Source organism: Spiractinospora alimapuensis (genome assembly GCF_018437505.1).
GTDB classification, from domain to species: Bacteria; Actinomycetota; Actinomycetes; order Streptosporangiales; family Streptosporangiaceae; genus Spiractinospora; species Spiractinospora alimapuensis.
This window is the reverse complement of sequence record NZ_CP072467.1, coordinates 3028170-3042251: the sequence shown is the minus strand read 5'-3', so window position 1 is coordinate 3042251 and position 14082 is coordinate 3028170. Positions and strand designations below refer to the sequence as shown.

Below are 14082 nucleotides of genomic sequence, written 5' to 3'. Positions count from 1 at the left end.
CTTACCAAAAAGTAAGTGGGGTGTCTGGATGGCGAAGTCGGCCCGGAACGGTCCCTACGTGTGTGGGATCGATGCCGCTCTCGACGTCGTGGGAGGCAAGTGGAAGGGCCTGATCCTGTGGGAGCTGGACTGGCACGGAACGCGACGCTTCGCCGAACTCCGGCGTGGCGTTCCCGGCGTAAGCGAGAAGATGCTGACCCAGCACCTGCGTGAGATGGAGCAGGACGGACTGGTCAACCGCGTCGTCCACGCCGAGGTCCCACCCCGCGTGGAGTACTCACTCACCGAACACGGCCAAGCCCTCAACGCCGCCCTTCAGCCCCTGGGTGAGTGGGGCAAACGGCGGATCGCCCGTGAAGGACGGGAGATGGTGGAGCACCCCGACGCCCCGACGATGCCGCGTCCGTGATTCGTCGCTGCACCGCGGTCGGCCGAACAGGCTCTTCGGTGACCTAACGCTCTTCCTCTCCGTCACAGAGCAGGTCGAGCGCGGCCCTCATCTCGTTCGCGGTGGGCAGGCTGTCGGGTTCGACGAGGTACTGCACCACGACGCCCAGGGTGAGGGCGTGGGCGAGGGCGCCCAGAGCGGACTGGGGGGCGGAGAGGTCCGTGGTCGACTCGGTTTGGTCGGCGAGGAGGGCGCCGAACTCGCGGCGGGCGTTCGCGCCGCCCGCGGCGAGGTGTTCGCGGAGCGTGTCGTCGAACTGGGACTGGACGAACGCCTGCAGACTCGCGGACTGGACGTCGCGGGTCTCCGGGAGTGACGCGCGGATCGTGGCCAGGACGGTGCCGAGCCGGGCGCGGGGGGTCGCGCCCTTGGCTTCGTGCAGGGCCTCGGAGATCGTGTCGCCCCACTCACTGCTGAGCTCCAGCGCGGCCAGACTCATCAGCCGATCCTTGGAACCGTAGTGGTAGCCGATCGACCCGAGGTGGGCGCCGGAGGCCTCCGTGATGTCGCGGGCGGTGGTGCGCCCATAGCCCTTCTCGATCAGGCACTTCTTGGCGCCACGCAGGAGCGCGTCCTTCTGGTTCATGGCGGGGGAGTCTAGCCCTCGTTGGTACGTACGTCTCAGTCGTACGTACCGACAAAACGCACGAGTCGATTGGTTCTCCCTGGTCAGGCGAGCGGCCGGTCCCGTCGCGTTGATCACCGCCGGGGGTTGCCTGCGCGGCGGGGATCCTCAGACTGTAGACTCATTGACTAAATACGTTGATTTGGTCAATTGGCCACGCGAGGGATCGGTGGAGTGGATGACGGAAGAGGCCAAGAGAGAACGGCTCATACCCCCCGGCGCCGAGGAACTCTTCGTCGACGTCCAGACCGGGCGGGTGCGGGTGTTGCGCAGCACCGGCGACCACCCGGCTGCCACGCCCCTGCTGCTGGTCCATGGCGGGGGCACGGACAACGCGGCGATCTCCTGGTATCGGTTGTTCGACGCCCTGGGGTCCGGCCGCGCCGTCTACGCCGTTGACCTCCCCGGGTTCGGTTACACCGAGATCGACCCGGTGGGCGGTCCCGACGCCCAGGCCGACTTTGTGGCGGGGGTCGCCGAGGCACTCGGCCTCGACCGGGCGATCGTCGCCGGCGTGTCGATGGGCGGGGACGTCGCGCTCAACCTGGCGCTGCGGCATGCCGAGCGGGTGGCCGGGCTGGTGCTCATCGGTCCGGGGGGTCTCATCCCCCTGCTGCGCAACCGCTGGACGCACACGGCCGCGTGGATGATGTCGGTCCTGCCGGACTGGGCGATGGACCCACTGGCGCGACTGGCGAACCGCTACGTCGACGCCGTCATCCGCACCATGGTCAAGGACGTCGACACCCTGCCGCCCGAGGTGCGCCGGGAGTTCGTCGAGGAGGCCCGGCGACGTTCCACCAGTATGGGGTACCGACGCTACAACCAGGCCACGCTGGGCCGGAGGGGGATGCTGAACAACCTCCTCCCGGTGGTGGGCTCCATCGAGGTCCCGACCCTGTTCTTCCACGGTGAGGACGACCCACTGGTCGACCCGCGGGGCTCCCGCGAGGCGACGAACCGGATGCCGCACGCCACCCTGGCCATGGTGCCGAACTGCGGCCACTGGGCCCAACTGGAAGCACATGACCGGTTCCTGCGCGAGCTGGACCAGTTCACTGACGAATGGTCGCTCTGAGCGGCCGAATAGTGGAAGCGGTCACCCGCTCGGCGCCGGGCCCAACGGTCACCGCAGGGCTTCCGACAGGGGAGTACCACCTCGTCATTGGACCTGTGCCCGACCCCACGCCTGGATACGGCGACCGAGTGCGGCTTGGGTAGCGTGTCCGGCGTGCCCCGAGTTCTTTCCGCCGCTCCGTTTCGCCATGCCCACGACCGTGAGATCTTCTCGCTGGCCGTTCCCACCTTCTTCGCGTTGGTGTCGGAGCCGCTCATGCTGTTGGTGGACACGGCCGTCGTGGGTCGGCTCGGGACGGCGACGCTCGGAGGGTTGGCGGTCGCCAGTCAGGTGTTGCTGACCCTGGCCGGCCTGTGCGTGTTCCTGGCTTACGGGACCACCGCAGCCGTCGCCCGGAAGTACGGGGCGGGCGACATCCCGGGCGGGCTGCGGGACGGAGTGCAGGGGCTGTGGCTCGCGCTCCTGGTCGGGATCGGGCTCGGGGTCGGTGGCTGGGTGGCGGCTCCATTGTTGGTGGAGGCGTTGGGCGCGTCGGAGAACGTCGCTCCCCCCGCGATCACCTACCTCCGGATCAGTCTGATCAGCACTCCCGCGCTGCTCCTCATCCTCGCCGGGACCGGTGTCCTGCGGGGGCTCCAAGACGCGCGCACCCCGCTCGTAGTCGCCGTGGGCAGCAACGTCATCAACGCCGGTCTCTGCGCCCTGTTCGTCCTCGGGCTCGGCTGGGGCATCGCCGGTGCCGCGTGGGCGACCGTCGCGGCGCAGGGGGCCGGCGCCGCCGTCTACCTCGCGATCGTGCTCCGGGCCGCCGGACGCCAGGGCGTGAGTGTCCGTCCGGTCTGGGCGGGCATCCAGCGGGCCGCCACCGCCGGGTTCGCGCTCCTCCTGCGCACCGCCTCTCTGCGGATCGTGCTGCTCGTCACCACGGCGGTGGCGGCCCGCCTGGGCGACGCCCAGATCGCCGCCCACCACGTCGCCATGCAGATCTGGTCCCTGCTGGTGTTCGCGATGGACGCCATCGCCATCGCCGGCCAGGCCATCATCGGGCGATACCTCGGCGCGTCCGACGTCCCCGGCACCCGCGCCGCGACCCGTCGCATGCTCGAGTGGGGGGTGATGCTCGGCCTGGTCTTCGGCGTCCTCGTGTTCGCCGTCAGCCCGTGGGCCGCCGTTCCCTTCGGCGTGGACCCGGCGGTGGCCCAACTCCTCACCGGTGCCCTGCTCGTCGTCGCCATCATGCAGCCGCTGAGTGGGGTGGTCATGGTGCTGGACGGAATCCTGATGGGCGCCGGCGACCAGCGCTACCTCGCCTGGGCCAGTCTCTGGACCATGATCGCCTACCTCCCCTGCGCCGCCGCCGTGCTCTGGCTCGTCCCCGAGTGGGCGGACTGGAGTCTCACCGCGCTGTGGGCCGCGTTCGGCGTGTGGATGGTCGCCCGCGGCCTCACCCTCGGCGTCCGTGCCCACGGGGACGCCTGGATGGTCACCGGCGCGCACCGCTGAGGCCGGCATTCCCCGCCAGTGGTCGGGTGTGCGTACGAGACCGCCGCATCGACCTCGAACTCCCCTCTTGAAGATCGAGACGCCCGCCGCCACAGTGGTCGATGAGGGCGGCGCCCCCGAGCCGCCCGCGGATCGGCGGTGAACCTATGCGCGTTCTCCTCATCGAGGACGACATGCGACTCGCGGACGTGCTCGCCAGCACTCTGCGCGGGCACGGCTACGACGTCACGCATGTCGCGACGGCCCAGGCCGCCCTCGACGCGGATCCCTGCGACATCGTGCTGCTCGACCTCGGCCTGCCCGACCGGGACGGTATCTCCCTGTGCCGCGCGCTGCGGGAGCGGGGCGACACCGGGATCATCGCGGTCACCGCGCGGGGCCGGGCCCAGGACCGGGTCCGGGGACTGCGCGCCGGCGCCGACGACTACGTGGTGAAGCCGTTCGCCATGGAGGAACTGCGGGCCCGGATCGAGGCGGTGGGGCGGCGGGTGCGGGGCCAGCGGCCACCACGCCAACAGGTCGGCCCGCTGGAGTTCGATCGGGACGCCCTGGAGGTCTCCCACGACGGCGCGTCCATCCAGTTGACCCGCAAGGAGTCCCAGCTCCTGGCCGCGCTCGCCCGGGAACCCGGCGCCGTCGTGTCCAAGCAACGCCTGCTGATCGAGGTCTGGAACACCGACTGGCAGGGCAACAACCGCACCCTGGAGGTCCACATCGCGACGCTCCGGTCGAAGCTCGGCGGACGCGAGTTGATCGAGACCGTGCGCGGGGTCGGCTACCGACTCAACGCCTCCTGAGGGTCGGCTCGTGCGTCGACGCCTGGTCACGGTCTACCTCTCCCTGCTCGTGACCGCCTGCCTCGGCCTCGCCTTCCCGCTGTGTACGGCGATCGCGTCCGGCAACACCGGCGACATGGTCATCGACCGCTCCAACGACACCGTCCGGTTCGCCAGCCTGGCCGGGCCGGCCCTGGAGAGCGGCGAGACCGAGGCGCTCGGTGCGGAGCTCGACGCCTACTACGCGCTGTACGACATCCGGGCGTGGGTGTTCGACCGGCACGGCGGAGTCGTGGTCTCCTCCGGGGTGAGCGCCGGAACGACCGTGTCCGGGGAGGAACTGCGCGCCGCGCTGGCCGGTAACCGGAGCGCCGGAGCCGACACCTTGTGGCCGTGGGACACCCAGGCTCTCGTGGTGGTGGAGCCGGTGGTGCGCTCCGGCGAGGTGATCGGCGCGGTCGCCACCGAGTCGCCCACCGACGCCCTGCGCTGGAGCACGATGTGGCAGTGGGGCGTCGTCCTCGGCTCGGTCCTCCTCGTGCTGACCGTCGGTACGCTGGCGCTCAACCCGCTCGCCCGCTGGGTCCTGCGCCCCGTCCACGACCTGGACACCGCCACCCGGCGGATCAGCGACGGTGAGCTGACCGCCCGCGTCCCGGCCGAGGCCGGGCCGCCGGAGCTACGCCGCCTCAGCGAGTCCTTCAACCGGATGGCCGACACCATCACCACGCTGCTCAGCCGGCAACGCACGTTCGTCTCCTACGCCGGGCACCAGATCCGTAACCCCTTGGCGGCGCTCCGGCTGCGCGTGGACGGTCTCGCCGCCCACCTCAACTCCGCGGGCGCCGCCGACCACGCGCTCACCCTCGACGAGGTCGACCGGCTCGCCCGCATCTGCGACACCCTGCTCCAGCTCGCCCGCACCGGACCCGGCCGAGAACGCGCCGTCGACCTCGATGTGCGTGAGGTCGCCGACGCGCGCGTGGCCGCGTGGCTCCCGATCGCGGAACGCTCCGGCATGGACCTGCGCCGCTGCGGAGCACACCACGCCCCCGTGCGCCTGCCCGACGGCATCCTCGACCAAGCCCTGGACGTACTGATCGACAACGCGCTGAAGTTCGGTGGCGCCGGCGTCCAGGTCGCCGTCCACGTGTACCCACCCCGGGACGGGAAGGTCCGCGTGCACGTGGTCGACAACGGCCCCGGTCTCGCCCCCGAACAGCTCGAGAAGGCCGCCGCCCCGTTCTGGCGCTCCCCCGACAGCGCCGGCGCCGCCGGAGTCGGCCTCGGCCTGTCCATCGTCGCCACCCTCCTGGAGACCTACGATGGCGAGCTCCGCCTCGACTCCGCCGACCCCCACGGCATCGACGCCCGAATCCAGGTCCCCACCGAGGTACCGAACCCCGTCGACGAGGAGTGACCATGCCACCCCGCGAGACCGAAAGGCCACCAACCAGGCCGACGGACGTGAGGCGGACCCCTGGCAGCGGGCCGTAGGGCCGGTCGTCCGCGCGGGGAGACACCGCACACGAGGGAACCGCCGGTGTGGCCCGTCCGTGTCGTGGGGTGTGCGCGAGGGTGAGGGGTCCGGCGCGGAAGGGGTCGGGGACGTTCAGCCCCAGGATCCCCTCCGCCTTCGCGTGGCGGGTCTCCCCGGGACGCGGCCTTCGGGCCGGCTGTGCTGGCCTCGGACGGGGCCTACGGGATCACCGCGAATGCGGACGCAGATCCTCACCGGAGCATCCACCTCCCGCGCCGTGCGCGGTTGCGGGGAGCCTCGCGTCTGGCGGAATCCCGCATGCGTGACGTGGCGCCGTTGGCTCTGTCGGGAGCGTCGAGCGGGGTCCGAGGATGACGATCGGCGGTGGGGGGAGGGAGTGGGGCGTGCGTCGGGCGCGACCAAGGGGCCGACTCCACCGCACCGTCTTCCCTGTCATGTGTGCGAAGACCACCGTGCTCCTTGGGCCTGCATACGAACGTTGCCGGGCGCGACGTCACCCACCTCGCGCCCTAGGAACCGCCGGGCGGAACCGGTTGTGGGCCCACCACGGAGACCGGAAACCCCGTACGTGCCTCGCGGTCAGGTCGCGGCGAGGGCCGGGGCCGCCGGGCGAACGTTGTGGGGGGAGGGGCGGGGGCCTCGGAGGGGTGCCGCTGGGCGGGTCGCGGTGGGGCGGGCGTTGGGGAGGGCGAGGGGGAGGTGCGCGGTCGCTCCGTAGGCGGTCTTCTCGGTGCGGTAGTACTCGGCGGCGCCGGGGTGCAGGGGGACGGGGAGGGTCGCCACCGCGACTCGGGGGTTGAGCTGGAGGGCCGCGTCGTGCACGTGGACCAGGTCGGGGCGGGACGTGAACAGCAGGCGGGTCAGGCTCTCGGCGACGTCGTCGGGCATGGTGTCGGCGACGACCAACAGGTTCGGTACGCCGATGGTGCGCACGTTCGGGATCCCGGCGTAGGTGCCGGTGGGGATGGACACCTCCGTGTAGACGTCACCGTGCTCCGCCCGTAGGTCCTCCACGTAGCGGCCGAGGTCCAGGAGCCGGACGTCGGTCGACGCGGCGAGTTCGGTCACCGCCTCGGTCGGCAGGCCACCGGACCAGAAGAACGCGTCGATCTCGTCGTCGGTGAGGGCCTGGGCGGCGTCGACGAGGTCCATGGGTCGGCGGTCGATGTCGTCCTCGGGGTCCACACCCGCCACGTCGAGCAGCCGGTCGGCGATGAACTCCGTGCCGGAGTCCCGCGCCCCGGTGGACACCACCCGGCCGGTGAGGTCCTCGACCCGCTCCACCGGGGAGTCGGCCCGCACGATGAGGTGTGTCCGGTTGTCGTAGATGCGGGCCAGCGCGGACGCCGGCATCGGCCCCTCGAACGGGGGGTCGCCACGCACCGCGGCGGCGGCGACGTCCGCCAGGGAGAAGCCGACGTCGGCGTCTCCGCCGACCACGACGTTGATGTTCTCCAGGCTCGCCGCTGTCGGCACCGTGGTGATCTCGGCATCGGTGCGCTCCTCCAGGATCCGCGCGAAGCCCAGACCGTACACGTGGTAGACGCCGCCGGTGCTCCCCGTGGCCAGCACCAGGTTCGGCAGGGGCTCGGCGTCGTGCCGCGCCCAGACCCAGGACACGGAGGCGAGGCCACTGACCACGGCCAGCGCGAGTACCCCGGAGGCGACGCGGGCGGCTGTGGAGCGAGGCATGGGGGTTGACCTCCTACGCGGCAGCCGGGCCGGGTGGTCGGTCCACCTCAGGTCTTCCTCAAATCAACCACGGATCCCTACCGCTGTTCGCGATGTTAGTACAAGGTCGCTGGCACGTGACATAGGACGCAATCGTGGAAGAGGTGGACGATGCGGGGACGTAAGGGACGTGTGTACGCCGCGCTACCGGGCGTCGGCGCGGTCCTGCTGGTGGCCGCGTGTACGCAGCCCGCCGAGCAGTCCGGCGACGAGCGCGCCTGGGATGACCTGTCGATGGCCACCGGAACGACCGCCGGAGTCTACTATCCGGTCGGCGGCGCCATCTCGGAGATCATCAACAGTGAGGTGGAGGACGTCCGGGCGACGACCGAGTCGACCGGCGCCTCGGTGGAGAACATGCGCCTGCTCGAGGAGGGGCAGAGCGACCTGGCGCTCGTCCAGGGAGACGTCGCCTACCAGGCCCTGCACGGGGAGGGCGACGAGTTCGCCGACGACCCGATCGAGTCCCAGGTGTTGATGGTCATCTACCCGAACGTCTACCACGCGGTGACGCTCCAGAGCGTCGCCGACGACCTCGGTCTGGAGTGCTTCTCCGACGTCGAGGGACACCGGTTCTCCGTCGGCGCCCCCGCGAGCGGCAACGAGCTCGCCACCGACCTGGTCTTCGACGGTCTGGACATGACCTTCGACGACATCGACGTCTACCGCTACGCCTACGCCGAGACCGCCACCGCGCTGCGTGACGGTGACCTCGACGCCGGATCGTGGGTCGTGGGCGAAAGCCACGGCAGCCTGATGGAGCTCGAGGCCACCGACCCGATCCACCTGATCGACATGTGCGAGGACGAACAGGCGGAGATCACCGACGCGCACCCGTTCTACGAGCCGCACACCATCGACGCCGACGTCTACGACTCCGTCGAGGACGACACCGAGACCCTCGCCCTGTGGAACGTGGTCGTCGTGCCGCCCGACTTCCCCGAGGAGCTCGGGCGAGAGATCGTCGAGACCGTCTACGACAACGTCGACATGATCTCGCAGGTCTACGAGCCCGGAACCCCGTACTTCGCGCCGGAGACCCTGGAGAACAGCCCGATCCCGCTGCACCCCGGGCTGGTGTCCTACGCGGAGGACAACGACATCGACGTCCCGGACGACCTGCGGCCGTGACCCCGGCCCGACTGTGGGGGACGGCGGCCGTCCTGGGGGCGACGGCCGCTCTTCTCCTGCCGGTGTGGCCCGCCCTCTCGGTCCACGCCGAGTCGGGCGACGCCGGGTTCCTCCGGCTGGGTGACGATGCCGTGTTCACCGTGTCGTTCACCCACTCCATCGACGGACTTCCCGTCCAGGACCAGTACCGGATCGCCGACGGGGAGGTCGTGCTGGAGTCCACCCGGATCCAGTCGTTCGGCGCCGGGATGGGCCACATCCCGGGCCGGGGGAGCGGCAGCGCCGACGGCGCCGACTGGGTGGTCGAGGACATCGACGAACCAGTGGGCGAGCTGCACGTCCGCGCCGGAGACGCCGGGGTGGACCACCGTCTTCTGTACTCCGAGGGAGAGGTCGCGCTCTCCCGGTGCTGGGAGAGCGAACGCGTCACGTTGAGCGCGGCTCGGGTCTCCACCCTGCGATGGATCACGGCGGGCCCCGAGCCCGCCGGCTGCGACACGGAGGCAACGAATGAGGCAAAGCCATGACTGAAGACACCGCGCGGCGGCCACCCGCCCAGTCGGCGGCTCCCCCCGTGCCGCCGTCCGGCCCGACACAGCCCGACGTGGACAGTGAGGGTGACGGTCGGCCCCTGTGGGAGCGGCTCGCCACGGAACGCTGGGGCGAGGGCCGTCTGGCCTCAGTGCTCGGCATCGTGGTGCTCGTGATCGCGGTGCTGCTCGGCCTGTACCAGATTTACAGCGCGCTCTTCGTGAGCCTGGACGCCTACCTGCACCGCGTCACCCACCTGCTCTTCGTGCTGGTGCTGGTGTTCCTGGTGAAGCCGGCCGGCAAGGGCGCGTGGGCCAAGAGCACACCGATGGGCGTCGTGGACTTCCTGCTCGCCGGGACCGCCGCCGTCGTCAGCCTCTACCCATTGCTGAACTTCGGCGAGATCGTGCAGCGCATGGGCCAGCCGACCGGGCTGGACCTCGCCATGGGCGTCGTCGCCATCCTGGTGGTCCTGGAGGCCTGCCGCCGCGTCATCGGCCTGTTCATGTCCGTCCTGGTGGCCGGGTTCCTGTTCTACGCCTGGATCGGACCGCTGCTGCCCGGGGACCTCGCCCACCGTGGCTACACCTACCAGCGGATCACCTACCACAGCTACCTGTTCCAGGAGGGCATCTACGGGGTGCCGCTGGGTGTCGCCGCGACCTTCATCTTCGTCTTCCTGCTGTTCGGGGCGTTGCTCCAGAAGTCCGGTGGCGGCAATTTCCTGGTCGGTCTCGCGATGGCGCTGACCGGACGTTCCCCCGGCGGTCCGGCCAAGGGCGCCGTCGTGGGTAGCGGGCTCGTCGGTTCGGTGTCGGGCAGCGCGATCGCGAACGTCGCCATCACCGGCAGTTTCACGATCCCGATGATGCGGCGCGTCGGCTTCAAGGGACACCAGGCCGGCGGCGTCGAGGCGGCCTCGTCCACCGGTGGACAGCTCCTCCCACCCATCATGGGCGCCGGGGCGTTCGTCATGGCGGAGTTCCTGGGCGTCCCCTACACCGACGTCGTGAAGATCGCCATCATCCCGGCGTTGATGTACTTCCTCGTCGTCTACCTCTTCGTGGACATCATCGCCCGCAAGAACGGCCTCACGGGGATGCCCAAGGAGAGCCTCCCCCGTGTACGCGACGTCATGGCCAGCGGGTTCCACTTCCTCATCCCACTGGTCGTCCTGACCGCGTTGCTGCTCCTCTACTGGACCCCGCTGCGGGCCGGCATGGTCGCGATCGGCGTGCTGCTCCTGGTCGCCATGGTGCGTGCCGCGAGCCGCCTGGGCTTCTGGGACATCCTGGAAGTGTTCGTCATCGCCGCCCGCAACACGCTGCTGGTCTCGGTGGCCTGCGCCGCCGCCGGCATCATCGTCGGAATCGTCGGGCTCACCGGCCTGGGGCTGCGGCTCTCCAGCTACATCGTGGGCGCTGGCGGCGGGTACCTCTTCCTCACCCTGCTGCTCATCGCGCTGGCATCCCTGATCATGGGGCTCGGTATGCCGGTCACGGCGTCCTACATCGTGCTCAGCGTCCTCGCCGTCCCCGCGCTCGGCGAGCTGGGGCTCTCCCTCGTGGTCGCGCACATGATCGTCTACTGGTACTCCCAGGACTCCAACGTGACACCACCCGTGGCGTTGGCGGCGTTCTCCGCCGCGGCCATCGCGGGGTCGGGGGCGATGCGCACCTCGGTGTCGGCCTGGAAGTACGCCAAGGGCCTCTACCTGATTCCCCTGTTGATGGCCTACACGCCGCTGCTGCTGAACGGATCGCTCGCCGAGATCATTTCGGCGGTGATCACTGGATGTCTCGCCCTGTTCGCCTTCGCGGTGTGTCTGGAGGGTTACTTCCTCCGAGCCACCACCCTGCTGGAACGGGTCGGACTGGGCGCGGCGACCATGGCCCTCATCCTCTCGAGCTGGCTCGCGGACTACTTCGTGAATCTCCTCCCCGGTGGCTTGGCCGCGGCGATCACCCAGGCGACGGCCTCCATCCCCACCGGCAACGCGGTCCTGCTCAACGGGCTGAGCGCTCTCGTCGTGGGCGCCGTGATCGTCGCCCACGTGGTGGCCCACCATCGTCACCGTGCCGGGCTTCCCGAACGGTTCGACGAGGTCGACCAGGTCGAGGACGCGGAGTCATCCTCGTCAACGCAGGCGGCGGGCACGGCCGAGAAGGGTTCCGTCGACTAGGGCTCCGTCGGCTTGGGCCGAGCGCCGGGTCTCGGTTTCCGGGGCCCGGCGCTCGGTATGCTGGCCGGGATGACGGAGCAGAACCGACGGTCCGGTCCGGCCGACCCAGGGGAGTCCGATCGCGACTCCCCACGCGCGGTACCGGAGCGGCTGCTGGAGGTCGCGGGCCGGCTCTTCGCCGCACGTGGCTTCGACCGGGCGTCGTGCAGGACATCGTCGGCGCCGCGGGTCTCACCAAGGGCGCGATGTACCACTACTTCGACTCCAAGGACGACCTGCTCTACGAGATCTACGCCCGCATCATCCGCCAGCAGCGGGCACGGTTGGAGACGATCGCCGGCGCGTCCGACGCCCCCGTGGGGCGTGTCCGCACCGCGGCGGAGGACTTCGTCGTCACGACAGTGCAGAACCTGGACGAGGTGTGGGTGTTCCTGACGGCGGCGCACCGGCTCCGCTCCGACCAACGGCGCGGCGTGGAGACCGAGCGCCGCCGGTTCCACGACACCTTCACCGCGCTCATCGCCGAGGGACAGGAGTCGGGTGCGTTCCGCGACGACATCCCCGCCGACCTGGTGGTGCACCAGTTCGTCGGTTCCGTGCACCACTTGGGCACCTGGTACGACCCCACGGGTCCCCTTCCGCCCCCGACCCTCGCCGCCCACTACGCGGAGCTCCTCGTGAGCGGAATCGAACAGCGGGACATCTAGCTGGGGTTCCCCGAGCCCGCGTGTTCGCCCGGCCACCCCCGTGGCCGCCTCGCCGAGAAGGGATCCCCATGACCGGAAGATTCGCCGGAAGGACCGCGATCGTCACAGGGGCGAGTCGTGGGATCGGACTCGCCGTCGCGGAGCGGCTCGTGGCCGAGGGCGCGCGGGTGTGTGTCACCGCGCGCAAACCCGACCCCCTGAACGAGGCCGTGGCCCAGCTGGGTGGCCCCGACCACGCCATGGGCGTGCCGGGCAGGAGCGACGACGCCGACCACCAGAGCGAGACCGTCGAGCGAACCCGGGCGGCGTTCGGCCCGATCGACCTGCTCGTGAACAACGCGGGCATCAACCCGGTGTACGGCCCGATCATCGACGTGGACCTGGACGCGGCGCGCAAGGTGATCGAGGTGAACTGTCTCGCGGCCCTGGCCTGGACCCAGCAGGTGTACCGCGCCGGAATGCGGGACCACGGCGGCGCGGTGGTCAACCTGTCCTCGGTCGCGGGACTCGCCCCGGCACCCGGCATCGGGATCTACGGCGCGAGCAAGGCGATGCTCTCCCACCTCACGGCGGAGCTGGCCGTCGAGCTCGCCCCCGCCGTGCGCGTCAACGCCGTCGCCCCGGCGGTCGTCAAGACCCGCTTCGCCACCGCCCTGTACGAGGGGAAGGAGCCCGAGGTGGCCGCGGGCTACCCGCTGGGTCGACTCGGTGTGCCCAGCGACGTCAGTGGCGTCGTGGCGTTCCTGCTCTCCGAGGACGCCGCGTGGCTGACCGGCCAGACCGTTCCCGTGGACGGGGGGAAGACCCTCACGGGAGGGATCTGACCGGTTCTCCGCGAGGCGGGGCGGCGCACCTGACGCCGTGGGCTCCGCCTACGCGGTGCGGTCCACCAGGGCAAGGACGCGCGCTGGGCTGCCCGACCCTCCCACGATCGGCAGTGGGGCGGTGATGATCAACGTCCCGGTGGCGGGCAGTCGCTCCAACCGCTGGAGCTGGGTCAGGCCGTACTTGCCCGCACCGAGAAGGAGGGCGTGGCAGGGGAACGGGGGAGTGAAGCCCGCCGCCATTCCCGCGTCGGTCCCGACGGTCTCCACCCCGATTCCGAGGATGTCGGTCTCCTCGGCGAGCCACCGCGCGCAGTCCCCAGAGATGCCCGGCGTGTGCGAGCCCGTCTCGTCGGTGTTGAGGTAGCGCTCCGCGTCGTGGGCGTATGCGTCCCACCCGGTGCGCAGCAGCAGCCAACCGCCGCTGGGGAGGGGGCCGTGGGTGGCCTCCCACCCGCGGACGTCGTCGACGCTCAGCAGGAAGTCGGGGTCGGCCGCGCTCTGCGCGGAGAAGTCCAGCACGACTCCCGGGGCGAGGAGTTCGGTGGCCGGAACCTGGGCGATGTCGCGACCCTCGGCGCCGGTCACCCAGTGCACCGGGGCGTCGAAGTGGGTCCCGGTGTGCTCGCCGGTGTGGATGTCGTTCCAGTACCAGGCGGGTCCCCGGTCGTCGTAGCGGCTGACCTCCCGCAACGTGAACGGAACGGTGTTCGCGAAGGGTTCGGGGAGCTGGAGGACGGGCGTCTCGGAGGTCAGTGGTGCTGTGAGGTCGATCACGTCGATGTCGCCCGACGCGAGTGCGCGGACGAAGGGGGCAAGGGCGGACATGGGGGGCCTCCTGCGCGGATCGGACAAAGATTGGCCGACCATACCGTTTGCGGATTTTCGCCCCTAATTTGTGTCTAAATCTGCACCTTGATTGACCAGTGACAATACGTAATTTTTGTGATTAAGGTCACTTGTTTTTGCGGCAATTGATGCGACAGAACAACGCGCCGTTTTCGTTGAGGATTGCGATTAACGCAAGATCAGATTTGATCTATCG

General features: G+C 70.2%; 13 protein-coding genes. 10 read left to right on the top strand and 3 right to left on the bottom strand.

Annotated elements, in window-relative coordinates:
- Nucleotides 1-28: 28 nt before the first annotated feature.
- The gene (locus tag J4H86_RS13980; protein WP_236537669.1) at nt 29-409 is read left to right on the top strand and encodes a winged helix-turn-helix transcriptional regulator; all 381 of its coding nucleotides are present in this window, start codon (nt 29-31) and stop codon (nt 407-409) included.
- Nucleotides 410-452: 43 nt separating this feature from the next.
- On the opposite strand, the gene J4H86_RS13975 is transcribed toward J4H86_RS13980, so the two are convergent.
- Nucleotides 453-1034: a TetR/AcrR family transcriptional regulator gene (locus tag J4H86_RS13975; protein ID WP_236537667.1), complete on the bottom strand. Its 582-nt coding sequence runs from the start codon at nt 1032-1034 to the stop codon at nt 453-455.
- A 217-nt stretch (nt 1035-1251) separates the two neighbouring features.
- Between J4H86_RS13975 and J4H86_RS13970 the strand changes: the two genes are divergently transcribed.
- From J4H86_RS13970 to J4H86_RS13955, 4 genes are all read left to right on the top strand, one after another.
- Complete coding sequence (locus tag J4H86_RS13970) at nt 1252-2151, top strand: alpha/beta fold hydrolase (protein WP_236537665.1); 900 nt, start codon at nt 1252-1254, stop codon at nt 2149-2151.
- A gap of 153 nt (nt 2152-2304) precedes the next feature.
- Nucleotides 2305-3654, top strand: coding sequence for an MATE family efflux transporter (locus tag J4H86_RS13965; RefSeq protein ID WP_236537663.1), 1350 nt, complete (start codon nt 2305-2307; stop codon nt 3652-3654).
- Nucleotides 3655-3800: 146 nt separating this feature from the next.
- Complete coding sequence (locus J4H86_RS13960) at nt 3801-4451, top strand: response regulator transcription factor (RefSeq protein WP_236537661.1); 651 nt, start codon at nt 3801-3803, stop codon at nt 4449-4451.
- Between the two features lie 10 nt (nt 4452-4461).
- Entirely contained in the window at nt 4462-5850 is a 1389-nt protein-coding gene (locus J4H86_RS13955) for a sensor histidine kinase (protein ID WP_236537660.1), read from the top strand.
- Nucleotides 5851-6510: 660 nt separating this feature from the next.
- Here the strand turns inward: J4H86_RS13955 and J4H86_RS13950 are convergent.
- Nucleotides 6511-7623, bottom strand: a complete 1113-nt coding sequence (locus tag J4H86_RS13950; protein ID WP_236537658.1) for a TAXI family TRAP transporter solute-binding subunit — start codon at nt 7621-7623, stop codon at nt 6511-6513.
- Between the two features lie 150 nt (nt 7624-7773).
- Between J4H86_RS13950 and J4H86_RS13945 the strand changes: the two genes are divergently transcribed.
- The 5 genes from J4H86_RS13945 to J4H86_RS13925 all read left to right on the top strand — a co-directional run bounded on the left by J4H86_RS13945 (nt 7774) and on the right by J4H86_RS13925 (nt 13037).
- On the top strand, nt 7774-8793 hold the full coding sequence (locus tag J4H86_RS13945; protein ID WP_236537657.1) for a TAXI family TRAP transporter solute-binding subunit: 1020 nt from the start codon (nt 7774-7776) through the stop codon (nt 8791-8793).
- The gene (locus J4H86_RS13940; protein WP_236537655.1) at nt 8790-9320 is read left to right on the top strand and encodes a DUF1850 domain-containing protein; all 531 of its coding nucleotides are present in this window, start codon (nt 8790-8792) and stop codon (nt 9318-9320) included. Before J4H86_RS13945 ends, J4H86_RS13940 begins: the two co-directional genes overlap by 4 nt.
- Nucleotides 9317-11506, top strand: coding sequence for a TRAP transporter permease (locus J4H86_RS13935; RefSeq protein WP_236537642.1), 2190 nt, complete (start codon nt 9317-9319; stop codon nt 11504-11506). The genes J4H86_RS13940 and J4H86_RS13935 overlap by 4 nt, the downstream gene beginning before the upstream one ends.
- Before the next feature lie 203 nt (nt 11507-11709).
- The gene (locus J4H86_RS13930; RefSeq protein ID WP_330932411.1) at nt 11710-12213 is read left to right on the top strand and encodes a TetR/AcrR family transcriptional regulator; all 504 of its coding nucleotides are present in this window, start codon (nt 11710-11712) and stop codon (nt 12211-12213) included.
- Between the two features lie 68 nt (nt 12214-12281).
- On the top strand, nt 12282-13037 hold the full coding sequence (locus tag J4H86_RS13925) for an SDR family oxidoreductase (protein WP_236537641.1): 756 nt from the start codon (nt 12282-12284) through the stop codon (nt 13035-13037).
- Between the two features lie 48 nt (nt 13038-13085).
- Here J4H86_RS13925 and J4H86_RS13920 read toward each other — a convergent pair whose 3' ends face one another.
- A complete protein-coding gene (locus J4H86_RS13920; protein WP_236537640.1) occupies nt 13086-13865 on the bottom strand; it encodes a cyclase family protein in 780 nt (259 codons plus the stop codon).
- Nucleotides 13866-14082: the final 217 nt, after the last annotated feature.

Excerpts from the sequence above, each read along its gene's own strand:
- J4H86_RS13950 (WP_236537658.1), bottom strand. The coding sequence starts at position 7,623 with ATGCCTCGCTCCACAGCCGCCCGCGTCGCCTCCGGGGTACTCGCGCTG.
- J4H86_RS13935 (WP_236537642.1), top strand. The coding sequence starts at position 9,317 with ATGACTGAAGACACCGCGCGGCGGCCACCCGCCCAGTCGGCGGCTCCC.
- J4H86_RS13945 (WP_236537657.1), top strand. The coding sequence starts at position 7,774 with ATGCGGGGACGTAAGGGACGTGTGTACGCCGCGCTACCGGGCGTCGGC.
- J4H86_RS13925 (WP_236537641.1), top strand. The coding sequence starts at position 12,282 with ATGACCGGAAGATTCGCCGGAAGGACCGCGATCGTCACAGGGGCGAGT.
- J4H86_RS13975 (WP_236537667.1), bottom strand. The coding sequence starts at position 1,034 with ATGAACCAGAAGGACGCGCTCCTGCGTGGCGCCAAGAAGTGCCTGATC.
- J4H86_RS13960 (WP_236537661.1), top strand. The coding sequence starts at position 3,801 with ATGCGCGTTCTCCTCATCGAGGACGACATGCGACTCGCGGACGTGCTC.
- J4H86_RS13920 (WP_236537640.1), bottom strand. The coding sequence starts at position 13,865 with ATGTCCGCCCTTGCCCCCTTCGTCCGCGCACTCGCGTCGGGCGACATC.
- J4H86_RS13970 (WP_236537665.1), top strand. The coding sequence starts at position 1,252 with ATGACGGAAGAGGCCAAGAGAGAACGGCTCATACCCCCCGGCGCCGAG.
- J4H86_RS13980 (WP_236537669.1), top strand. The coding sequence starts at position 29 with ATGGCGAAGTCGGCCCGGAACGGTCCCTACGTGTGTGGGATCGATGCC.